Below are 21608 nucleotides of genomic sequence, written 5' to 3'. Positions count from 1 at the left end.
TCCCTGGGAGGTACATTCGCCCAAAACTGTCACCTGTCAGCTAAAGGTGAATAAAATCCACAACTTAATAAATTAATAGAAAAATCATCAATATACTACATAAGTGGTATATGAAACCCTGATTGATTTGCATCAATAAATTGCCCGTGAGGAAGCATAAGGTAAGCCCAGGAAACCCGTATTTTGAGGCAATAATGAGCAGAGTCAAACTTGTCGTCGTCGGCAATGGCATGGTCGGCCACCGGTTCATCGAAGATCTGCTGGATAAAGCGGACCAAGACCAGTTCGAGATCACCGTGTTTTGTGAAGAGCCGCGCATCGCCTACGATCGCGTGCACCTGTCTTCGTACTTCTCCCACCACACCGCCGAAGAGCTTTCGCTGGTGCGCGAAGGCTTTTATGAAAAACAGGGGGTGAAGGTGCTGGTGGGCGAACGCGCCATCACCATTAACCGCGGTGAGAAGGTCATCCACTCTAACACCGGCCGCACGGTTTACTACGACAAGCTGATCATGGCCACCGGCTCCTATCCGTGGATCCCGCCGATTAAAGGCTCAGATGGCCAGGATTGCTTCGTCTACCGCACCATCGAAGATCTCAACGCCATCGAAGCCTGCGCGCGCCGCAGCAAGCGCGGTGCGGTGGTCGGCGGCGGGCTGCTGGGGCTGGAGGCCGCCGGCGCGCTGAAAAGCCTGGGGATGGAAACCCACGTGATCGAATTCGCGCCGGTGCTGATGGCCGAACAGCTTGATCCGATGGGCGGCGACCAGCTGCGCCGCAAGATTGAACATATGGGCGTCAAGGTGCATACCGGGAAAAACACCCAAGAGATCGTCAACGGCGGCGCCACCGCGCGTAAAACCATGCAGTTTGCCGACGGCAGCGCGCTGGAAGTCGACTTCATCGTATTCTCCACCGGCATCCGCGCCCAGGATAAGCTGGCGCACCAGTGCGGGCTGGCCACCGCCCGCCGCGGCGGCATTGTGATCAACGACAGCTGCCAGACCGCAGATCCGGACGTTTACGCCATCGGCGAATGCGCCTCCTGGCGCGAACGCACCTTCGGCCTGGTGGCGCCCGGCTACAAAATGGCGCAGGTGGTGGCCGACCATCTGTTGGGCCGAGAAAACAGCTTCCAGGGCGCAGACATGAGCGCCAAGCTGAAGCTGCTGGGCGTTGACGTAGGCGGCATCGGCGACGCCCACGCGCGCACCCAAGGCGCACGCAGCTACGTGTATCTGGATGAAAGCAAAGAAGTCTATAAACGTATTGTGGTCAGCGCCGACAACAAAACCCTGCTGGGCGCGGTGCTGGTGGGCGATACCAGCGACTACGGCAACCTGCTGCAGCTGGCGCTGAACGGCATCGAACTGCCGGAAAACCCGGATGGGCTGATCCTGCCGGCACATGCGGGCAGCAAGCCGGCGATCGGCGTAGACTCGCTGCCGGAAAGCGCGCAGATTTGCTCCTGCTTCGACGTCAGCAAAGGCGATATCATCAAGGCGGTCAATATGGGCTGCCACACGGTGGCGGCGCTCAAGGCCGAAACCAAGGCCGGCACCGGCTGCGGCGGCTGCATTCCGCTGCTCACCCAGGTGCTGAACGCCGAGCTGAGCAAGCAGGGCATCGAGGTCAACCATCACCTGTGCGAACACTTCGCCTACTCGCGCCAGGAGCTTTATCACCTGATCCGCGTCGAAGGCATTAAATCGTTCGAGGCTCTGCTGACCAAATACGGCCAAGGTTACGGCTGTGAAGTGTGCAAGCCAACCGTCGGCTCACTGCTGGCCTCTTGCTGGAACGAATATATCCTGAAGCCGCAGCATACGCCGCTGCAGGACACCAACGACAACTTCCTCGGCAACATCCAGAAAGACGGCACCTACTCGGTGATCCCGCGCTCCGCCGGCGGGGAAATCACCCCGGACGGCCTGCTGGCCATCGGCCAAATCGCCAAAGAGTACAATCTCTACACCAAGATGACCGGCTCGCAGCGCATCGGCATGTTCGGCGCGCAAAAAGACGACCTGCCGGCCATCTGGAGCAGGCTGCTGGCCGCCGGCTTTGAAACCGGCCACGCCTACGCCAAGGCGCTGCGCATGGCGAAAACCTGCGTGGGCAGCACCTGGTGCCGCTACGGCGTCGGCGACAGCGTCGGCTTCGGCGTCACGCTGGAACACCGCTACAAAGGCATCCGCACCCCGCACAAAATGAAGTTCGGCGTTTCTGGCTGCACCCGCGAATGCGCCGAGGCGCAGGGTAAAGACGTGGGCATCATCGCCACCGAAAACGGCTGGAACCTGTATGTCTGCGGCAACGGCGGCATGAAACCGCGCCACGCCGACCTGCTGGCCGCCGACCTCGACCGCGAGACGCTGGTGCGCTACCTCGACCGCTTTATGATGTTCTACATCCGCACCGCCGATAAGCTGCAGCGCACCTCGGTGTGGCTGGAAAGCCTGGAAGGCGGCGTCGATTACCTGCGCAAGGTGATAATCGACGACAAGCTCGGCATCAACGACCAGCTGGAGGCCGACATCGCCCGGCTGCGCGACGCGGTGGTGTGCGAGTGGCAAGAGACCGTCGAACACCCGCAAACGCAGCGGCGTTTCGCCCACTTTATCAACAGCCCCCTGCGCGACCCGAACGTGCAGGTGGTGGCTGAACGCGAACAGCACCGCCCGGCGCGCCCCGACGAGCGCATTCCCGTCACCCTGATCGATACCGAGGAGAGCCACGCATGAGCCAGTGGATTACCGTTTGCCCCCTTGCCGACATCCTGCCCGGTACCGGCGTCTGCGCCCTGATCGGCGAGCGCCAGGTGGCGATATTCCGCCCCCATGCCGATGAGCAGGTGTTCGCCATCAGCAATATCGATCCCTTCGCCCAGGCCAGCGTGCTGTCGCGCGGGCTGATCGCCGAACATCAGGGGGAGCTGTGGGTCGCCAGCCCGCTGAAGAAACAGCATTTCCGTCTGTACGACGGCCACTGCCTGGAAGATAGCGGCCATTCCGTCGCGAGTTTCACCTGCCGGACGGTCGACGGCCTGGTGCAGATAGCCGACTGACCCCATAACGCTCCGAGGATCGCCGATGGATTACCTGCCGATTTTTTGCCAGTTGCAACACAAAGCCTGCCTGTTGGTCGGCGGCGGAGAGGTCGCCGAACGCAAGGCGCGCCTGCTGCTGGCCGCCGGGGCGGCGCTGACCGTCAATGCCTGCGCGTTCAGCCCGCAGTTCCGGCTGTGGGCCGATGAGGGCCGGGTGACGCTGGCCGAAGGCGAATTCACCCCGGCGCTGCTGGAGGGAAAATGGCTGGCGATCGCCGCCACCGATCGGCTCGAGGTCAACGCGCAGGTGTATCAGTGCGCCAACCGGCAGCGGATATTTTGCAACGTGGTGGACGACCCGAAACGCGCCAGTTTTATCATGCCGTCGATCATCGACCGCTCGCCGATCGTGGTGGCGGTCTCGTCCGGCGGCAAAGCGCCGGTGCTGGCGCGCCTGCTGCGCGAGAAACTGGAGGCGATATTGCCGCAGCACCTCGGCAGGCTGGCGCAGCTCGGCGGTTCGCTGCGCCAGCGGGTAAAACGGCGTTTTGCCGACGCCGGCGCGCGGCGCCGATTCTGGGAGCGGCTATTCGCTCAGGATCGCCTGGCGCAATCGCTGGCCAATAACGACGATGCGCTGGCCGAACGCCAGTTGGAACAGCTGTTCAGCGAGCAGCCGGCAGATAGAGGCGAAGTGGTGCTGGTCGGCGCCGGCCCGGGTGACGCCGGGCTGCTGACGCTGAAGGGCCTGCAGCAGATCCAGCAGGCCGATGTGGTGGTTTACGACAGGCTGGTGTCGGATGAGGTGATGACGCTGGTGCGCCGCGACGCCGAACGCATTTTCGTCGGCAAACGCGCCGGCCACCATTGCGTGCCGCAGGAGCAGATCAACCAAATCCTGCTGCAGCAGGCGCTGCAAGGCAGGCGGGTGGTGCGGCTGAAAGGCGGCGATCCCTTTATCTTCGGCCGCGGCGGCGAAGAGCTGGAAACCCTGGCGGACGCCGGGGTGCCGTTCTCGGTGGTGCCCGGCATCACCGCCGCCTCCGGCTGCTCGGCCTACGGCGGCATCCCGCTCACCCACCGCGACCATGCGCAGAGCGTGCGGCTGGTCACCGGCCACGCCAGAGCCGACGGCGGGCTGGATTGGGCGCCGCTGGCCGCCGGGCAGCAGACGCTGGTGTTCTATATGGGGTTATCGCAGGCGGCGGAGATCCAACGCCAGCTGATCGCCAACGGCCTGCCAGCCGCCACGCCGGTGGCGCTGGTGGAAAACGGCACCTCATGCCGCCAGCGGGTGATCGAAGGCGAACTGCATCAACTGGCCGCCCTGGCGCTGCAGGCCGCCAGCCCAAGCTTAATCATCGTCGGCAGCGTGGTCAGCCTGCGCGGCAAGCTCAACTGGTTTTCCAGTACGGAGACGCCGCAAACGCTCAGCCGACAAGCCTGATGCGGGCATAAAAAAAGCGGCCAATGGCCGCTTTTTATTGTTAACGCTCGGATTACGGCTGCGAGACGAAGCCGACCGCCTGATAAACCTTCGCCAGGGTCTCCTGCGCGCGCGCGCGGGCCTTGGCGGCGCCATCGCGCATCACCTGCTGCAGGTAGGCCTCGTCGTTGCGGAAGCGATGGTAGCGCTCCTGCAGCTCACTCAGCATGCCGGACACGGCTTCCGCCACCGCGCCTTTCAGATGGCCGTACATTTGGCCTTCGAACTCGGCTTCCAGCTGGGCAATGCTCTTGCCGGTCACACCGGAGAGGATATCCAGCAGGTTGGAGACGCCCGCCTTGTTCACCACGTCGTAACGAACGACCGGCGGCTCTTCGGAATCGGTCATCGCGCGTTTGATTTTTTTGGACACGGCCTTCGGATCTTCCAGCAGGCCGATCACGTTATTGCGGTTGTCGTCCGACTTGGACATCTTCTTGGTCGGTTCCTGCAGCGACATCACGCGGGCGCCGGACTTGGGAATAAACGGCTCCGGCACTTTGAACACGTCGCCGTACAGCGCGTTGAAGCGCTGCCCCACGTCGCGGCTCAGCTCCAGATGCTGTTTCTGGTCTTCACCGACCGGTACCTGGTTGGTCTGGTACAGCAGGATATCCGCCGCCATCAGCACCGGGTAGCTGAACAGGCCGGCGTTGATGTTCTCCGCGTAACGCGCGGATTTGTCCTTGAACTGAGTCATACGGCTCAGCTCGCCGAAATAGGTGTAGCAATTCAGCACCCAGCTCAGTTGGGTATGCTCCGGCACGTGCGACTGCACGAAGATGGTGCTCTTTTCCGGATCGATGCCGCAGGCCAGGTACAGCGCCAGCGTATTCAGCGTGGCGTTGCGCAGCTTGTCCGCGTCCTGACGTACGGTGATGGCGTGCAGATCGACGATGCAGTAGATGCAGTCGTAGTCGTCCTGCATCTGAACCCACTGACGCAGCGCACCCATGTAGTTGCCGATAGTCAGTTCGCCGGACGGCTGCGCGCCGCTAAATACGATGGGCTTACTCATGTTTAAATTTCCTGATTCTCTAAAGATGACAGCCCAAGAGCGGGCAACAAATCGGCAAAGCGCTCCAACACGCGGTCGGGGTGGCTCAGGGCTATCGGTTCGCCGTAGTTATAACCGTAAGTGAAACCGAGGCTCGGGCAACCTGCTCCCTGCGCCGCCTGAATATCATTGCGCGAATCGCCAATGAACAACAGCTCGTTGGCGCGCAGGCCAAGCTTGCCGAGCACCAGGTACAGCGGCGCCGGGTGCGGTTTCTTTTGCGTCACGTCGTCGCCGCCGATCACCAGCGAGAAATACTCGCCGATGCCAAGCGCGGCCAGCAGCGGCGCGACAAACGGCGTCGGCTTGTTGGTCACCAGCGCCATCGGATAGCCCTGCGCGGCCAAACGGGCCAGCGTCTCTTTCACCTGCGGGAACAGGCGGCTGCCGCTGTCGACGGTTTGCGCGTAAAAATGGTCGAAACGCTCACGCAGCCGGCTGCAGTGCTCCGGCGTGGCGTCCAGCTCGGCCCAGCGCAGCGCACGCTGCACCAGCACGTCGGCGCCGTTGCCGATCCAGGTGCCGACGCGGGCTTCACCCGCCTGCGGCAAACCCATTTCCGCCAGCGCCAGATCGATGCCGGCCGCCAGGCCCGGCGCGCTGTCCACCAGCGTGCCGTCCAGATCGAAGGCCAAGGCGCGGATGGCGCTGAAATCAGCCATGGGTCACCTTCGCCAGCTCACTACGCATTTCGTCGATCACCTTGCGGTAGTCCGGCTTGCCGAAAATGGCGGAACCGGCGACGAACATGTCGGCGCCCGCGGCGGCGATCTCGGCGATGTTATCCACCTTCACCCCGCCGTCGACTTCCAGACGGATGTCGCGGCCACTTTCGTCGATCAGCTTGCGCACCTGACGCAGCTTGTCCAGGGTGCCGTGGATAAACGACTGCCCGCCGAAGCCCGGGTTCACCGACATCAGCAGGATCACGTCGATTTTATCCATCACGTAGTCGAGGTAGCTCAGCGGGGTCGCCGGGTTAAATACCAGACCGGCCTTGCAGCCGTTCTCTTTGATCAGCTGAATAGTGCGGTCTACGTGTTCGGAGGCTTCGGGATGGAAAGAGATATAGCTGGCGCCGGCCTTGGCGAAGTCAGGCACGATGCGATCCACCGGTTTCACCATCAGGTGCACGTCGATAGGCGCGGTAATGCCGTAGTTGCGCAGCGCTTCACACACCATGGGCCCGATGGTCAGATTGGGAACATAGTGGTTATCCATCACGTCGAAGTGCACCACGTCGCCGCCTGCGGCCAGCACGTTGGCGGTGTCTTCACCTAACCGGGCAAAATCTGCCGATAGAATGGACGGGGCAATCAAAAACTTTTTCATCCGCTATCTCCAAACGTAGGGTTCGAATTGTCGTACGCCGGGGCGCCCCCGGCTCAGCGATACAGCGCCAAAAGCTCGTTCACTTTGCTGCGGCCAAGAATATTGCGGCTGATGGTGCGGCGCGCTTTCACCACGTACAGCGAGGCGTGCTGGTACCAGTCGCGGGTCAGCTCGGTATCATGGTTGGAAATCAATACCGGCACCTGGCTCTCTACCGAAAGCTGATGCGCCATCAACGCCAGGCTTTGCTGATCGGCAATGCTGAAGCTGTTGGTGTGATAGGCGGTAAAGTTCGCCGTCGCCGACAGCGGCGCATAAGGCGGATCGCAATAGACCACCGCGCCGTGCGTCGCCTTTGCCATGGTATCGCGGTAATGCTCGCAGACAAAAGTGGCGTTGCGCGATTTTTCAGCAAACCAGTACAGCTCTTCTTCCGGGAAGTACGGTTTCTTGTAGCGGCCAAAGGGCACGTTGAACTCGCCGCGCAGGTTGTAGCGGCACAGGCCGTTATAACAATGACGATTCAGGTACAGAAACAGCAGCGCGCGGCGATAGGCGTCGGCGCTAGTATTGAATTCTTCGCGCAGCAGGTAAAACTGATCCGAGTTATTGAATTCATCGGTGAAAAGCATGCGGGCATCGCGCACGAAGTCGTCCGTGCGCAGCTTAACGATGTTATACAGGTTGATAAGATCGCTGTTGATGTCGGCGAGAATATAGGCGTCGTATTCCGTGTTCAGGAAGACTGAACCCGCACCCACGAAGGGCTCGATTAAGCAGTCGCCCGCTGGCAGATGACGACGAATCTCGTCCACCAGCGGGTATTTTCCACCAGCCCATTTTAAAAAAGCGCGGTTTTTCTTCATGCCGTCAGTTAGCTACTTATACAATTCAGAGCGGCGGATTGTACTCTGTTTCAGACAGCACATCAGCGCACAAATTTAAATGATTTATTTTTTAAGATCTTGCTGTACTTGACGTACAGGTCGGACCCACGGTTTTTTCGCCTGAACATCCGCCGGCAGCGTGGTAATGGCGCGCTTCGCTTCCGCAGAAGAGGCGTAGTTGCCGCTCACCAGCACATACCAGGGTTTGCCATCGCGTTTGGTGGCGTACACCAGATAGTTCTGCAATTTCTGCTGTTTGGCGTAAGCGTTCAGGGTATCGGAACGCGAGGCGCTGCTCAGCTGCAGGGTATAGTGGCTTGCCGGCGCAGACTGCACCGAGCTGCCGCTGCTGCTTACCGCGCCCGCTTTGGCGGCAGGGGTAGTCGCCTTGGCGGTAGAGCCAGACGTCGACGGCGGCGTGTATACCGTGGTTGGCGCTTTGTGCTGCGTTGCGGCAGGCTTGCTGGCGGTGTTTTTAGCCGGCGCCTTGTGTTGCTGCGGCGCAGTGCCCTGAACCGGGCGAGTGGCTTCTTTCGCCGCCGCGCCGTTCATTACCGTGGCCGGTGCAGTCGGCAAGGTCGATGCCGCGCCGGTCATGCCCTGGGTGGCTGCATCAACCTGCCCTTGCTGAGAAGAGAGCGCATCCGCCATATTGCCAGGCAGATCGACACGCTGCTGCGCGCCGCCCTGTTGAGGCTGCGGCTGAGCTTCGGTCGGCGTGCCGGAGATTGGCGGAACGCTGACGTTCTGCGGCTGCGAAGCCGTGTTCACGCCACTGTTGTCATGGGTGTCCGTAGTACCGCCCGGCACACCGGCGTTGTTGCTGGTCAGCGACGAAGAGCCCGACAGGTTGATGTCTCTGGCGGCACCGTTTGGCGCGCCTTCCTGCGCCGTTTCATGCTTGGTCGGCGCCTTCAGCGCCGAACCTATGCCGATAATCAGCAGCAGCAGCACTAAAATGCCGATGCCAATCATCATATGCTGACGCGACACGGCGAAGCGCGGCGCCGCCGCCGGCTTGCGCGAGCGCGTGGGACGGCGATCGCTGCTGTCAGGCCTGAGATCGTCTTCCGGTTTAAACTCATCCATCTGAAACCCCTCCAACTAGAGGCAAAAGCTCATCACCCCAGACCTGCCGTGGCGCGAGCGGATTAACCCGATGATGGCAAAGCGACACCCGTCATGCTTTGCTCAGTATTAATATAGATGCAAATGGCGGCTAAGCCACTGTTACTTCGTCTGATTTAGTCAAGCATCCTGCACGGGCAGGCAGGCGGCTATCGACGCCAACACCATCTCATGCCCAACGCCGCCGCGCACTTCCGCCTGGCCAATGGCGGTCGGCAGCACCAGGCGCAACTCGCCCGCCAGCACCTTCTTATCGCGCATCATATGCGGCAGATAAGACTCCGGCGTCATTTCCTGCGGCCCGCAGACCGGCAGACCGGCACGCAGCAACAGCGCTTTAATGCGCTCGATGTCCGCAGCGGAGAACTGGCCGAGACGGCGCGCGGTTTCCGCCGCCATCACCATGCCCGCCGCAACGGCCTCACCGTGCAGCCATACGCCGTAGCCCATCTCGGCTTCGATCGCATGGCCGTAAGTATGGCCCAAATTCAGCAGTGCGCGCAGACCGCTTTCGCGTTCGTCGGCGGCCACCACCTCGGCCTTCAGTTCGCAGCAGCGGCGGATACAATAGGCCAAAGCCTGCATATCCAGCGCCACTAACGCATCAATATTGTTTTCCAGCCAGACGAAGAACTCGCGATCGAGAATGATCCCGTACTTGATCACTTCGGCCAGGCCAGAGGAGAGCTCACGCGCCGGCAAGGTCTGCAGACAGTCCAAATCAACCACCACCGAAGCGGGCTGATAGAACGCGCCGATCATGTTTTTACCGAGCGGGTGATTGACGGCGGTTTTACCGCCAACGGAAGAATCCACCTGTGACAACAGCGTGGTGGGAACCTGAATGAAACGTACGCCGCGCTGATAGCAGGCTGCGGCAAAGCCGGTAAGATCGCCGACCACGCCGCCGCCGAGCGCGATCAAGGTGGTATCGCGGCCGTGAGGCTTTTCCAGCAGCGCCGAGAACACCTGCTCGAGCACGGCAAGGGATTTATACTGTTCGCCGTCGGGCAGAATCACCTGATCCACCACCACCCCACCCTGTTCCAGCACCCTGCGGACGCGGTCCAGGTAAAGCGGCGCCAGCGTCTGGTTGGTGACCAGCATAACCTGCTCACCGGCTTTCAGCGGCATAAAAGAAGCCGGATCGTTAAACAATCCGGCGGCTATGGTAATCGGGTAGCTGCGCTCCCCAAGCGTTACGGTAATTCTCTCCATGTCGCGCTCAGTTCTCAGTGTGTGGTTCATCCCCGCTGCTGCGGGGAACACAATCAGTCTTTCCGCATTTGCCCGCAGCGAACACGGAAACCGCAATCAGTTGCTTTCCAGCATGTTGATGATCTGGTTGGCAACCACTTTAGCGCTTTGATCGTCGGTGCGGATAGTCACATCGGCAATTTCTTCGTACAACGGATTGCGCTCTTTCGCCAGGGCTTCCAGAACTTCACGCGGAGGAGAATCAACCTGCAGCAGCGGACGCTTTTTGTCGCGCTGAGTACGGGCCAACTGCTTCTCGATGGTGGTTTCCAGATACACCACAACGCCACGCGCCGACAGACGGTTGCGCGTTTCGCGCGACTTCACCGAACCGCCGCCGGTAGCCAGGACAATCCCCTGCTTTTCCGTCAGTTCATTAATGACTTTTTCTTCACGATCGCGGAAACCATCTTCCCCTTCCACGTCGAATACCCAGCCCACGTCAGCTCCGGTACGTCGCTCAATTTCTTGATCGGAGTCGAAAAACTCCATATTGAGTTGCTGAGCTAACTGACGGCCAATAGTGCTTTTGCCGGCACCCATAGGCCCAACCAGAAAGATATTGCGTTTCTCTGCCATGTTTTTCGGTATTACTAAGACAATTCGTTAATGTTAACCCGCCCCGCCAATCAAATCAGCGGCGGGACCTAAACTGAAACCTCATGAGCGATAGTGCGAGATCAGACGAAAAATTATCTCAACACTCTTGGTAGTTTGGCAACCGAATAAATCGCAATCCACGCCGCAGGAGGGAAACCATACGTTTTTAACGGCGTCTTGGCGCTAACAAAAAAACCTCGGTGCTCAATTCGGTAACCCTTGTAAGCTAAATCGGTCGCAGCGTCAAACGCAGATGCCCCCAAGGAGACAAAAAAGTGTATCTGCTCATCAACTTTAGGTGATTTACGGCAAAGGCGACAGCCGGCTGTTCATGCCTTAATCAATGTCGGAGTAATGAATATCACCAGCTCGCGTCTTTTAAGCTGTTTGCTGCTCTGTTTGAACAGCGATCCCAGCAGCGGCACATCGCCGATGCCGGGCACCTTATCCGCAGCCAAGCCGCTGTGCCGTTGAAAAATGCCGCCCAACACGATGGTTTCGCCGTCTTTTACCGTGATCTGGGTCTTTATCTCCTGCTTGTCGATCGTCAACGCCTCTCCCGCCCCCCTGCTGACGGAACGCCCCGGCATGTTTTGGCTAATGTGCAGCGTCAGAGTGATGCGGCCATCGGGCAAGACCTTGGGCGTCACCTCCATGCCCAACACCGCCTCTTTAAACTCCACCGAGGTTGCGCCGCTGGCGCCGCTCGAGACCTCATAAGGGATTTCCGTTCCCTGCTTGATGCTGGCAGTTTGCAAATGTGCCGTCAGCAGGCGTGGGCTGGCGATAATTTCCACCTGATTTTCCTGTTCCAGCGCCGTCAGCTCCAGGCTCAACAGCCGCCCGCTGAGGCGCGCCAGATGAAAGCCGGCATTCACCGCGCTGTGTTCCAACGGCAAACCGACGCTGAAGTTATCCAACCGTAGCGGCTTCGCCGCACGTTCGTCCGGCGCTAACCCCCAACGCACGCCCAAATCACGCAGGTTTTCGCTGTTGATGGTCACGATATGCGCCGCCAACTGCACCTGCGCCAGCGCCCTGTCCATCTCCGCCACCCGCTGCTTCATCAGCGCCAGAACCGGCGCGGTATCGCGAATCAAGAGTGCGTTGGTGCGTTTGTCGACCACCAGACTGCCGCGTTCTCCGAGCAGGGCACCGGCCTGCTCGGCCACCTCAGCCGCATCGGCATTTTGCAACGTCAGGCTCAGGCTGTGCAGCGGCTGTTGCTGCGCCAGCGCCTGCAGCCGCTGCTGTTTTTCCTGTGCGTCCGGCTCGGGAGCGACCAGCATCACATTGCCTTCCCGCGTCATTGCCAATTTGCCCATGCGCAACACCAGCGCCAACGCCTGTGGCCAGGGCACATTATCCAGCCGCAGCGTCAGGTTGCCGTTCACGCCGGCAGCGGCGATCAAATTCAGCTGACGGTAATCGGCCAGCGCCTGCAGGATAACCGTGACCGGTGCATCCTGAAACTCCAGTGAGATAGCCTGGCTATCCTGCGCACAGGCGGCAGCCGCCAGGCCCCAGAACGATAGCCCCAACCAAAAGCATCCCTTCATTATCTTTCCCCTTTGTTGTTCAGCGTCAGCTGCACATCGCCGGCCACCGCCGGGCAATTTGGGTCGGTCTGCAGCTCGGCCAGCGTCAACCTGTCGGCCTCTATCCGAACCACCCGCCAGCGCCTGGCCAGCAGCAGTTGCCGTTCCCCGAGGCGCAGCCATTGCCCCGTCGGCGTCACTACCCAGCCATAGCGCAAGGCCGGCCGGCCGATAATGCCCTTCAGCCGCCAGCCGGCCGGAGAGGCCGCAGCCAGCGGGCAATCGGGCAATGGCAGGGGGACAAAAGGATTGCGCGGCTGCGCGGCCAACGCCCAGGGCAACAACAGCAGAGCCAACCAGCGCCTTTTATTCATCGGCGTTATCTCCGGTGGCGTCCTGCAGGGTGAAGCTCACCTTCATCTCTTGCGACGGCGCCTCAATGCTGAGGCGCTCAATGCGTAAAGCAGGCGGCAAGGTTTTCAGCAGCGTTAGCAACCCGGCGTAGTCAACGCGCAAACTCAGCGCCTGCCGCGGCGGTTTTTCCAACCGCTGCCAGCGCAACAACGTGGCGCCCGCCAGGCGCAGCGCCGCCGTCAGATCGCCCTGCCCACCGGGCCGGCTCGCCGCCTGCTGTAAACGCAGAGCCGTAGCTTCCATCGACGGCATTTGCGCCAGCTGCCGTTCGCGCTGTGCAATTTGCAACGCGAGGCGCTGCCGCTGCGCGGCGGCCTGTTCCCGCTGCCGCCACTCGTCCTGCAGCAGCCAACCCGCGCCAACCAGCGCCAGAGCGCTTAATCCGAGCCACTGCGTTGCCAGCACCTGCCAGCCCGGTAAGCTGAGCCAACGCCACAGCCACGGCGGCAAGCGATTATTCATCCCGCCCCCAGGCCGTTAGGGTAAAGGCGAAAAGGCCGTCCTTGCTCTGCGCCACCTCCGCCAATCGGTGTTGCCGCAGCAGCGGTAAGGCCGCCAGCCGCTGCTCGAACTGCACGATAGCCGCATGATGGCGGCTGAGCCCGCGAAGCTGCAGCCCTTGCTGCAGGTTGCCCTCTAGCGCGGTCAGCCACAGCGGCGGCGGTGCCGCATTGGCAAGCTGCTGCAACAGCTGCAGATAGCGCCGATTGTGTTGCAGGTTACGTTCCCGCCGCTCCGTGCGCGCGTTGTGCCGCTCCAACTGCGCCAGCAGCTGCTGCGCCTGCTGATAGCGCTGCGTCAACCCCGCCAGTTGAGCGCCCAGCGCCCCGAGCGTTTCTTGCCGCTGCGCTTCCCGGCCATGCAGCAAACTGAACGCGGCCGCCATAGCCAGCAGCAGCGCAATCAGCTGCAGCGCCAGCATGCGCAGCCAAAACTGCCCGCGCCGCCGTTGGCGCTGGCGCCGCCAGGGCAACAGATTCACCTGATACATCAGCGGTCCTCCTCCCGCAGCGCCAGGCCGCCGGCCAATACAAACGCTGCGGGCTGAACGGGCAACGGCGGCCGTAGTTGCCGAAAGGCGCTAAGCGGCGACCAGGGCAGGCAGTCGGCCGGCGGCGCATCGTCCAGCACGCTGCTGTACCACAGTTGCCGATCGGCGCCCGGCGCCGCCGCGGCTTGCAGTGACCGCAGCGCCAGCATCAAGCCTTCAGGATCGCCGGCAGGCTGCACGCCGCAGGCGAAAGCAACGCCGGGGGCAACCCACAGCCACTCATGTTCAAGACGGTGCAACAGCCCGGCGGCGGCGGGCAATCCGGCCGCCGTCGCCATTACCCGCAACGCGCAAGGGGTGATGTCTACCGCTTGCGGCCGCAAATCGGCCTGGCGCAAACAATGCAGCCACTGCTGCAACTCTTGCCGCCGCGCCGCGGTCAACAACAGCGTGGTGGCGTCCGCGCGATAATCCAGAGCCAGCGTCTGGCCATCGAGCGGAAACTGTTTTAGCCCCTGGCTGCTAATATAATCGTTGCGATCCGGCTCTCTCAGCCGCGCATCCGGCGGCGGCATCCGATGCTGCAACACCCGCTGGGCAGGCAAAGCAATGCGTAAGGAAATATGTCTTGGTAACTGAATACGCCATTGCCGCAGCGCATGGATCAAGGATTCCGAGGGTTCCAGGCAGCCATCGCGCAGCACCGGCTGCGGCAACCGATGCTGCCACCAGTGGCGCAGTTGCCACCCGTTACGGCGGCGCTGGGCTGCGAGGGCGCGCACGCTGTCGTTTTGTATATCCAGCCCCACCTGCCATGATTGAGGGAACATATTTCGCCAAGCCTCCATAACATCAGATGATAAAAGAACATATCCATGTAGCAGGCTTGCCTTTATACTACCGCGCGGTTGTTTATAAACTGCCCAAATGACATGAAAATGGGAAATCTCAGGTGAAGTTCGTAAAGTATTTTCTAATCCTTGCAGTGTGTTGCATCGTGCTGGGAGCAGCCTCGATTTTTGGCTTGTACAAATATGTCGAGCCACAGCTGCCCGACGTCGCAACGCTCAAAGACGTGCGGCTGCAGATACCGATGCAGGTTTACAGCGCCGATGGCGAACTGATCGCCCAATACGGCGAGAAACGCCGTATTCCGCTGAAGCTGAACCAGATCCCGCCGGTGATGGTGCATGCATTCATCGCGACCGAAGACAGCCGCTTCTATGAGCACCACGGCGTCGATCCGGTCGGCATCTTCCGCGCGGCCTCTATTGCGCTGGTCTCCGGCCATGCGTCGCAGGGGGCGAGCACCATTACCCAGCAGCTGGCGCGAAACTTCTTCCTCAGCCCGGAACGCACCCTGATGCGCAAGATCAAGGAAGCGTTCCTGGCGGTGCGCATCGAGCAGATGCTGTCCAAGGACGAGATCCTTGAACTGTATTTGAACAAGATCTATCTGGGTTATCGCGCCTACGGCGTGGGCGCCGCGGCGCAGGTTTATTTCGGCAAAGACGTCAGCCAGCTGACCTTAAGCGAAATGGCAACCATCGCCGGCCTGCCGAAGGCGCCGTCCACCTTCAACCCGCTCTATTCGCACGATCGCGCCGTAGCACGCCGCAACGTAGTGCTGTCGCGCATGCTCGATGAGCACTACATTACCCAGGCGCAGTACGATCAGGCGCGTGCCGAAGAACTGGTGGCCAACTACCATGCGCCGGAAATCAGCTTCTCCGCCCCTTATCTCTCCGAGATGGTGCGCCAGGAGATGATCAAGCGCTACGGCGACAACGCCTACACCGACGGTTACAAGGTCTACACCACCGTAACCAAGCGGCTGCAGCTGGCCGCACAGGAATCGGTGCGCAACAACGTGCTGGCGTACGATATGCGCCACGGCTACCGCGGCCCGTCCAACGTGCTGTGGAAAGTCGGTGAAGCGGCCTGGGATCAAAAACAGATCGTCGACTCGCTGAAAAACCTGCCGAGCTACGGCCCGCTGGCGCCGGCGGTGATCACCGCCGCCAACGCCGAGGAGGCTACCGCGATGCTGGCGGACGGCAGCAATATCGCGCTGCCTATGGCCACCATGCGCTGGGCGCGTCCGTATAAGTCCGATACCCAGCAAGGGCCAACGCCAAAACGCGTCACCGACGTGGTGCAGGCCGGCCAGCAAGTGTGGGTGCGCAAGGTTAACGATGGCTGGTGGTTGTCGCAGGTGCCGGACGTCAACTCGGCGCTGGTGTCGATCAACCCGAACGACGGCGCGGTCAAAGCGCTGGTCGGCGGTTTTGACTTTAACCAGAGCAAGTTCAACCGCGTCACCCAGGCGCTGCGTCAGGTCGGCTCTAACATCAAGCCCTTCCTGTACACCGCCGCAATGGATAAGGGCCTGACGCTGGCCACCATTCTGAACGACCTGCCGATCACCCGTTGGGACGCTGGCGCCGGCACCGACTGGCGGCCGAAGAACTCGCCGCCGACCTACGACGGCCCGATCCGCCTGCGTCAGGGCCTGGGGCAGTCGAAGAACGTGGTAATGGTACGTGCGATGCGTGCGATGGGCGTCGATTACGCGGCGGAATACCTGCAGCGTTTCGGCTTCCCGGCGCAAAATATCGTGCACACCGAATCACTGGCGCTGGGTTCCGCCTCCTTCACCCCTATGCAGCTGGTGCGCGGCTATGCGGTGTTGGCGAACGGCGGTTATCTGGTGGACCCGTACTTCATCACCAAGATTGAAGACGACAACGGCAACACGGTATTTGAAACCAAGCCGAAAGTGGTCTGCGACAGTTGCAACCTGCCGGTGATTTACGGCGATACCCACCGTTCGGCGGTGCTTTCCGACGATAACGTTGAAAACGTCGCCACCTCGCAAGAAGGCGGCAACGGCAACGTGCCGATGCCGCAGTTGGAACAGGTGACCCCGGCCCAGGTGCAACAGGACGGCGACCAGCAATACGCGCCGCACGTCATCAGCTCGCAGCTGGCGTTCCTGATCCACGATGCGCTGAACAGCAACATCTTCGGCGAACCGGGCTGGATGGGTACAGCCTGGCGTGCGGGGCGCGACCTGAAGCGCCGTGACATCGGCGGCAAAACCGGCACCACCAACAGCTCGAAGGACGCCTGGTTCTCCGGCTATGGCCCGGATACCGTTACCTCGGTGTGGATTGGTTTCGATGACCATCGCCGCGACCTGGGCCGCTCTACGGTTTCGGGCGCGATCCCGGATCAAATTTCCGGCGGTGAAGGCGGCGCCAAGAGCGCGCAACCGGCATGGGATGATTTCATGAAAAGCGCGCTGGAAGGCATTCCGGAGCAGAAACTCACCCCGCCGCCGGGCATTATCAGCGTCACCATCGACAAGAGCAGCGGCAAGCTCTCCGGCGGTGGCGGCGGCAGCCGTTCCGAGTACTTTATCGAAGGCACTCAGCCGACGGACTACCCGTCGCGGGATACCGGCACTACGCTGACGGATCCCGGCGGCGAAAGCCACGAGCTGTTCTGATCAACAAGGGCCAGAGAAATCTGGCCCTTTTTTTATTCGGAGCAGGCTTAACGCGAAGCGCGTAAGAATGCCTCGGTGAGGAACAGCGCGCTGACGTTGCGCGCCTCGCGGAAATCGGGTTCAGCCAACAGCGCCATCATGTCGGCGATCGGCCAACGCACCTGCGGCAGCGGTTCCGGTTCGTCCCCTTCCAGGCTCTGCGGGTAAAGATCGTGCGCCAGCACGATATTCATTTTGCTGGAAAAATACGAAGGCGCCATTGTCAGCTTGCTGAGGAAATCAAAGCGCCTGGCGCCAAAACCCACCTCTTCCATCAGCTCACGGTTGGCCGCTTCCAGCACCCCTTCGCCGGGATCGATCAGGCCTTTGGGAAAGCCCAGCTCATAGGACTCGGTGCCTACCGCGTATTCGCGAATCAGCAGCAGATCGTCGCCAATCACCGGTACAATCATCACCGCTTCCCGCTCCGAAGGCCGCATGCGCTCATACACCCGCCGCGCACCGTTACTGAATTCCAAATCGACCGACTCAACGTTAAATAAACGCGAACGCGCGACCGTTTCCACTTTCAGAATTTTAGGTTTTTGCAGGTGTTTATCCATAATTGCCTCAAATGGGTTACCCGTCGGCCGGCGGCAACATCAGGCGCGGAGAAGGATAGCCGGAATAATCATTGGCGCTCAAACGCTGACCAAATTCGATCTTGATCACATTGTGCGTTAATGAGAACCTTGGCCGCAACGAGCATAAGCAGTAATTTACTTTTTTTTAACAAGCGTAGCCAGCGCCCGCCGATTTTCTATACCAATTCAGCAAACAGAGCCGAAGAAAATAGGATAATGCCGATATCGCCCCCTGATGCCCGTTGCTAGTATCCTCTGGGCAAGAGCTGGTGATAAAATAGCGTCGCGTTTTGAAGGAATGAGAGCCAGAGCGAGAATCTGTTCTTCCCTCACGAGTTCTGGGTGCCTCATGGCGGTTTACTCCGTATAATGTGCGGCTTTTCACCGGGTTGGCGAGATTCACGGGTATATGATGGGGATAGCATGAGCACAATAGTGTTGATATTGGCCTTAGTGCTTGCCTGCCTGATTACCGCCGGGCTGTACCTCTGGTTTAAAGCTCGCAGCCAACCGATGTTGGCGCGCACGCTGCCGTTCATTAAACCGACCCACCGCAAACTGACCGGCGAAGAACGCGCGGCCGTCGAGTATTACCTCAACCAGCAGAACAACCTCGGCAACAAGCTGCTGCCGGCCAACCCCGCCTTGCCCTCAGGCAAGCTGGCGCTCACGCCGCAAAGCGATAACGTCTACCCCGTGACCCACGCCATTACCCGCTACGGCCTGGCCAGCGATGAACCGAACAAATGGCGTTATTACCTCGACGCCGAAGAGGTGCACCTGCCGCCGTTTTGGGAGCAGTACATCACCGCCGATAACCATGTAGAAGTGATCCGCACTCAGACGCTGCCGCTGGTGATTTCCCTCAATGGGCATTCGCTGAAAGATCACATCCACGAGCGGCCGCAACCGCCGGTGGTGGCGTCGGCACCGACCAAAAACGCCTCCATCCGCAAGGAAGAGAGCGAACACGTCGAACTGGTGAATATCCGCAAGGAAACGCCGGAAGAACACGCGCTTATTCGCCCAAACGGCATTCGCGAAGCCGCCATTATTTCCGCCGCCCTGCTGCTGCTGTTTTTCAGCCTGATCAGCCCGGTGTTGGTCATTCCCTGGATGATTTTCGTCGCGGTGCTGATGATCGCCTGGGGATGTTGGAGCCTGTTCCGCCGCCCGGCGGCGCGTGAGCTGAAAGAAGTGCACTGCCTGCGCGGCACGCCAAAGCGCTGGGGGCTGTTCGGCGAATCCAACCAGGGGCAAATCAGCAATATTTCGCTTGGCATCATCGACCTGATCTATCCGTCGCACTGGCAACCCTACCTCGCCCAGGATCTGGGTAAAACCACCGATGTGGATATCTATCTGAATCGGCAGGTGGTGCGCCAGGGCCGTTTCCTCTCGCTGCATGACGAGGTGAAGAATTTCCCGCTGCAGCAGTGGGGCCGCAATGCGGTGCTGGCGGCCAGCTCCACGCTGGTGCTGCTGTTGCTGTTGACCTACATCCCGCTGAGCCTGCCGTTGACGCTGAGCATGGCGTGGCTGCAGGGCGCGCAAAAAGTGGAAGTGACCAGCGTACAGGCGCTGGAAGCCATGCCGCTGCGCATCGGCGATACGTTGAAAGTACGCGGCAACGGCATGTGCTATGTGCCGCCGCAGGCGAGCGGCGGTGCGGCATCCAGCTTCGCGCCGTTCGACTGCTCCGGCATCTATTGGAACAACGCCGCCCCGCTGCCGCAGCCGGAATCGGACGTTATCGACAAAGCGACGGCGCTGCTGGCGACGGTAAAGACCCAGCTGCATCCGGACGGCGCAGACCAGAAAGTTAACCCGCAGCTGGCCAGCGCCATTGAAAAGTCCGGCATGATACTGCTGGATGACTTCTCGGATATCGTTTTAAAAACGCAGGATCTTTGCCAAACGGACAGCGACTGCGTGCGGCTGAAAAATGCGCTGGTCAACCTCGGCAACGCCAAAAACTGGGGCAACCTGGTGAAGCGCGCCAAGTCCGGCGCGCTGCAGGGGGTAAACGTGCTGTTGCGCCCGGTGAGCGCGGAATCGCTGGAAAGCCTGACCAAGGTGGCCGCTTCTTCATTCGTGTACAACGAGACTCGCCAGGCCGCCGCCGCGCTCAATAGCCCGCCGCCAGGCGGCTTCTTGCTCAGCAGCGACGAGGGCCGGCAGCTGGTGAACCATCCTCAGCCTTCGGTGCCGCTGAATGAATACAACGCGCTCGATCAGTGGAACGAGCTGCAGCGGCTCTCCAGCATGTTGCTGCATACGCCGTTCCAGGCGCAGGGCGTGATCACCAGCCTCAGCGTCGACGCCAACGGCACCCGTCACGTGGCGCTGCACAGCGAGCCGGACATGATCACCCTGTGGCGTTATCTCGGCACCAGCCTGCTGCTGCTGGCGGTATTGGTCTGCCTGGGCTACAACCTCTGGCGGCTGGTGCAGCGCCGGCGCATCAACCGCCATCGCATCGCCGATATCCAGCGTTACTACGAAAACTGCTTCAATCCGATGTCGCTGCGGCCCTGAGCCGCACATCGGCCGCCGACCTGTCATCCGCTTATGCTAGGCTAAGGTTATTATTCTCATCTGCGGGCCGCCGACGGCCTGCCCATGGAGTTTTTTATGGTTCCCGAATTTGACTGGCGGCAAATCGACACCGTGCTATTGGATATGGACGGCACCCTGCTGGATCTGGAGTTCGACAGCCATTTTTGGCTCAATCTGGTGCCGCGGGCATTGAGCGAAAAGCGCGCCATTCCGTTCGACACCGCGCGTGATATCATCCACCGCGAGTATCTGGCGGTGCAGCACACCATGAACTGGTACTGCTTCGATTACTGGAGCGAGCGGCTGGATCTGGATATTTACCGCATGACCACGGAAGTGGGCAGCCGCGCGCGGCTGAGGGAAGACACCACGCCGTTTTTACAGGCGCTGCGCGACGCCGGCCGGCAAACTATTTTGCTGACCAACGCCCATCCGCACAGCCTGGCGGTAAAAATTGAGCACACAGGTTTGGATCGACACCTTGATTTATTGCTTTCCACCCACACATTTGGTTATCCGAAAGAAGATCAGCGGCTGTGGCAGGCGGTGCAGCAACATACCGGTTTTGACCCGCAGCGCACGCTGTTTGTCGACGACGGCGAGCCTATCCTCGACGCGGCGCGCGCTTTTGGCATTCGTTATTGCCTGGGCGTGCGGAATCCGGACTCCAGCATGGCGGAGAAAACCTTCCGGCACCATCCGTCGATGCGCGATTACCGCCTGTTGATACCGGCGCTGGCCAGGGGAGAGGCATGAAAGAGAAAGCAACGCGCGACGACGCCGTCCGGCTGGACAAATGGCTGTGGGCAGCCCGTTTCTACAAAACCCGCGCGCTGGCGCGGGAGATGATTGACGGCGGCAAGGTGCACTATAACGGGCAGCGCGGCAAGCCGAGCAAGGCGGTCGAGCTTAACGCCGAGATCAAACTGCGCCAGGGCAATGAAGAGCGCACGGTTGTCGTACTGGCGCTGACCAGCCAGCGGCGCGGCGCCAGCGAGGCGCAGCAGATGTATCAGGAAACCGAGGCCAGCATCGCCAACCGCGAAAAAATGGCGCTCGCGCGCAAGATGAACGCGCTAACCATGCCGCATCCGGACCGCCGTCCGGATAAAAAAGAGCGGCGCGACCTGATAAAATTTAAATTTGGTGAGCCGGAATAACCCCTCACCGCAATGA

At 60.7% G+C, this 21608-nt stretch carries 20 protein-coding genes; 7 read left to right on the top strand and 13 right to left on the bottom strand.

From position 1 onward, the window contains the following. Positions 1–194: 194 nt before the first annotated feature. From nirB to cysG, 3 genes are read left to right on the top strand one after another with little or no spacing between them, the layout of a single operon-like run. On the top strand, positions 195–2744 hold the full coding sequence (gene nirB, locus KHA73_RS00765) for a nitrite reductase large subunit NirB (protein WP_234587479.1): 2550 nt from the start codon (positions 195–197) through the stop codon (positions 2742–2744). Further along, the gene (gene nirD / locus KHA73_RS00760; RefSeq protein ID WP_234587477.1) at positions 2741–3067 is read left to right on the top strand and encodes a nitrite reductase small subunit NirD; all 327 of its coding nucleotides are present in this window, start codon (positions 2741–2743) and stop codon (positions 3065–3067) included. The genes nirB and nirD overlap by 4 nt, the downstream gene beginning before the upstream one ends. 25 nt (positions 3068–3092) lie before the next feature. Further along, positions 3093–4496: a siroheme synthase CysG gene (cysG, locus tag KHA73_RS00755; RefSeq protein WP_234587475.1), complete on the top strand. Its 1404-nt coding sequence runs from the start codon at positions 3093–3095 to the stop codon at positions 4494–4496. Between the two features lie 52 nt (positions 4497–4548). Here cysG and trpS read toward each other — a convergent pair whose 3' ends face one another. From trpS to pilM, 12 genes are all read right to left on the bottom strand, one after another. Continuing rightward, entirely contained in the window at positions 4549–5553 is a 1005-nt protein-coding gene (trpS, locus tag KHA73_RS00750) for a tryptophan--tRNA ligase (RefSeq protein ID WP_234587474.1), read from the bottom strand. A 2-nt stretch (positions 5554–5555) separates the two neighbouring features. Beyond that, on the bottom strand, positions 5556–6254 hold the full coding sequence (locus tag KHA73_RS00745; protein ID WP_234587472.1) for a phosphoglycolate phosphatase: 699 nt from the start codon (positions 6252–6254) through the stop codon (positions 5556–5558). After that, the gene (gene rpe, locus KHA73_RS00740) at positions 6247–6924 is read right to left on the bottom strand and encodes a ribulose-phosphate 3-epimerase (RefSeq protein ID WP_234587471.1); all 678 of its coding nucleotides are present in this window, start codon (positions 6922–6924) and stop codon (positions 6247–6249) included. Before rpe ends, KHA73_RS00745 begins: the two co-directional genes overlap by 8 nt. Positions 6925–6977: 53 nt before the next feature. Next, on the bottom strand, positions 6978–7790 hold the full coding sequence (dam, locus tag KHA73_RS00735) for an adenine-specific DNA-methyltransferase (RefSeq protein WP_234587469.1): 813 nt from the start codon (positions 7788–7790) through the stop codon (positions 6978–6980). Between the two features lie 84 nt (positions 7791–7874). Beyond that, complete coding sequence (locus KHA73_RS00730; RefSeq protein WP_234587468.1) at positions 7875–8900, bottom strand: SPOR domain-containing protein; 1026 nt, start codon at positions 8898–8900, stop codon at positions 7875–7877. A 159-nt stretch (positions 8901–9059) separates the two neighbouring features. Beyond that, positions 9060–10157, bottom strand: a complete 1098-nt coding sequence (aroB, locus tag KHA73_RS00725) for a 3-dehydroquinate synthase (protein ID WP_234587466.1) — start codon at positions 10155–10157, stop codon at positions 9060–9062. A gap of 96 nt (positions 10158–10253) precedes the next feature. Further along, the gene (aroK, locus tag KHA73_RS00720; protein WP_234587464.1) at positions 10254–10775 is read right to left on the bottom strand and encodes a shikimate kinase AroK; all 522 of its coding nucleotides are present in this window, start codon (positions 10773–10775) and stop codon (positions 10254–10256) included. A gap of 350 nt (positions 10776–11125) precedes the next feature. Beyond that, the gene (gene hofQ, locus KHA73_RS00715) at positions 11126–12355 is read right to left on the bottom strand and encodes a DNA uptake porin HofQ (RefSeq protein ID WP_234587462.1); all 1230 of its coding nucleotides are present in this window, start codon (positions 12353–12355) and stop codon (positions 11126–11128) included. After that, on the bottom strand, positions 12355–12708 hold the full coding sequence (locus KHA73_RS00710) for a DUF2531 family protein (protein ID WP_234587460.1): 354 nt from the start codon (positions 12706–12708) through the stop codon (positions 12355–12357). Before KHA73_RS00710 ends, hofQ begins: the two co-directional genes overlap by 1 nt. Next, positions 12701–13210: a hypothetical protein gene (locus tag KHA73_RS00705; protein ID WP_234587459.1), complete on the bottom strand. Its 510-nt coding sequence runs from the start codon at positions 13208–13210 to the stop codon at positions 12701–12703. Before KHA73_RS00705 ends, KHA73_RS00710 begins: the two co-directional genes overlap by 8 nt. Beyond that, positions 13203–13739, bottom strand: coding sequence for a PilN domain-containing protein (locus KHA73_RS00700; protein WP_234587457.1), 537 nt, complete (start codon positions 13737–13739; stop codon positions 13203–13205). Before KHA73_RS00700 ends, KHA73_RS00705 begins: the two co-directional genes overlap by 8 nt. Further along, positions 13739–14569, bottom strand: a complete 831-nt coding sequence (gene pilM, locus KHA73_RS00695; protein ID WP_234587455.1) for a type IV pilus biogenesis protein PilM — start codon at positions 14567–14569, stop codon at positions 13739–13741. Before pilM ends, KHA73_RS00700 begins: the two co-directional genes overlap by 1 nt. Positions 14570–14691: 122 nt before the next feature. On the opposite strand from pilM, the gene mrcA reads away from it, so the two are divergent. Further along, positions 14692–17250 (top strand): peptidoglycan glycosyltransferase/peptidoglycan DD-transpeptidase MrcA, encoded by a 2559-nt coding sequence (gene mrcA / locus KHA73_RS00690; RefSeq protein ID WP_234587454.1) that lies wholly within the window; start codon positions 14692–14694, stop codon positions 17248–17250. Positions 17251–17297: 47 nt separating this feature from the next. Here the strand turns inward: mrcA and nudE are convergent, their stop codons facing one another. After that, on the bottom strand, positions 17298–17852 hold the full coding sequence (nudE, locus tag KHA73_RS00685) for an ADP compounds hydrolase NudE (protein ID WP_234587452.1): 555 nt from the start codon (positions 17850–17852) through the stop codon (positions 17298–17300). A gap of 444 nt (positions 17853–18296) precedes the next feature. Between nudE and KHA73_RS00680 the strand changes: the two genes are divergently transcribed. From KHA73_RS00680 to hslR, 3 genes are all read left to right on the top strand, one after another. After that, positions 18297–20411, top strand: a complete 2115-nt coding sequence (locus KHA73_RS00680; RefSeq protein ID WP_234587450.1) for an intracellular growth attenuator family protein — start codon at positions 18297–18299, stop codon at positions 20409–20411. A gap of 96 nt (positions 20412–20507) precedes the next feature. Next, positions 20508–21188 (top strand): GMP/IMP nucleotidase, encoded by a 681-nt coding sequence (gene yrfG, locus KHA73_RS00675; RefSeq protein WP_234587448.1) that lies wholly within the window; start codon positions 20508–20510, stop codon positions 21186–21188. Beyond that, positions 21185–21592 carry a ribosome-associated heat shock protein Hsp15 gene (hslR, locus tag KHA73_RS00670; protein ID WP_234587446.1) on the top strand — a complete coding sequence of 136 codons (408 nt, stop codon included), beginning with the start codon at positions 21185–21187 and terminating at the stop codon, positions 21590–21592. The genes yrfG and hslR overlap by 4 nt, the downstream gene beginning before the upstream one ends. Positions 21593–21608 lie beyond the last annotated feature (16 nt).

Origin of the sequence: Serratia entomophila, from assembly GCF_021462285.1 — a bacterium.
Taxonomy (GTDB): domain Bacteria; phylum Pseudomonadota; class Gammaproteobacteria; order Enterobacterales; family Enterobacteriaceae; genus Serratia; species Serratia entomophila.
This window is presented reverse-complemented; position numbering and strand designations above follow the sequence as displayed.

Bases quoted from the DNA above. Each gene is read 5' to 3' on its own strand.
- nirB (WP_234587479.1), top strand. From the start codon at position 195: ATGAGCAGAGTCAAACTTGTCGTCGTCGGCAATGGCATGGTCGGCCAC.
- nirD (WP_234587477.1), top strand. From the start codon at position 2,741: ATGAGCCAGTGGATTACCGTTTGCCCCCTTGCCGACATCCTGCCCGGT.
- cysG (WP_234587475.1), top strand. From the start codon at position 3,093: ATGGATTACCTGCCGATTTTTTGCCAGTTGCAACACAAAGCCTGCCTG.
- trpS (WP_234587474.1), bottom strand. From the start codon at position 5,553: ATGAGTAAGCCCATCGTATTTAGCGGCGCGCAGCCGTCCGGCGAACTG.
- KHA73_RS00745 (WP_234587472.1), bottom strand. From the start codon at position 6,254: ATGGCTGATTTCAGCGCCATCCGCGCCTTGGCCTTCGATCTGGACGGC.
- rpe (WP_234587471.1), bottom strand. From the start codon at position 6,924: ATGAAAAAGTTTTTGATTGCCCCGTCCATTCTATCGGCAGATTTTGCC.
- dam (WP_234587469.1), bottom strand. From the start codon at position 7,790: ATGAAGAAAAACCGCGCTTTTTTAAAATGGGCTGGTGGAAAATACCCG.
- KHA73_RS00730 (WP_234587468.1), bottom strand. From the start codon at position 8,900: ATGGATGAGTTTAAACCGGAAGACGATCTCAGGCCTGACAGCAGCGAT.
- aroB (WP_234587466.1), bottom strand. From the start codon at position 10,157: ATGGAGAGAATTACCGTAACGCTTGGGGAGCGCAGCTACCCGATTACC.
- aroK (WP_234587464.1), bottom strand. From the start codon at position 10,775: ATGGCAGAGAAACGCAATATCTTTCTGGTTGGGCCTATGGGTGCCGGC.
- hofQ (WP_234587462.1), bottom strand. From the start codon at position 12,355: ATGAAGGGATGCTTTTGGTTGGGGCTATCGTTCTGGGGCCTGGCGGCT.
- KHA73_RS00710 (WP_234587460.1), bottom strand. From the start codon at position 12,708: ATGAATAAAAGGCGCTGGTTGGCTCTGCTGTTGTTGCCCTGGGCGTTG.
- KHA73_RS00705 (WP_234587459.1), bottom strand. From the start codon at position 13,210: ATGAATAATCGCTTGCCGCCGTGGCTGTGGCGTTGGCTCAGCTTACCG.
- KHA73_RS00700 (WP_234587457.1), bottom strand. From the start codon at position 13,739: ATGTATCAGGTGAATCTGTTGCCCTGGCGGCGCCAGCGCCAACGGCGG.
- pilM (WP_234587455.1), bottom strand. From the start codon at position 14,569: ATGTTCCCTCAATCATGGCAGGTGGGGCTGGATATACAAAACGACAGC.
- nudE (WP_234587452.1), bottom strand. From the start codon at position 17,852: ATGGATAAACACCTGCAAAAACCTAAAATTCTGAAAGTGGAAACGGTC.
- KHA73_RS00680 (WP_234587450.1), top strand. From the start codon at position 18,297: ATGAGCACAATAGTGTTGATATTGGCCTTAGTGCTTGCCTGCCTGATT.
- yrfG (WP_234587448.1), top strand. From the start codon at position 20,508: ATGGTTCCCGAATTTGACTGGCGGCAAATCGACACCGTGCTATTGGAT.
- hslR (WP_234587446.1), top strand. From the start codon at position 21,185: ATGAAAGAGAAAGCAACGCGCGACGACGCCGTCCGGCTGGACAAATGG.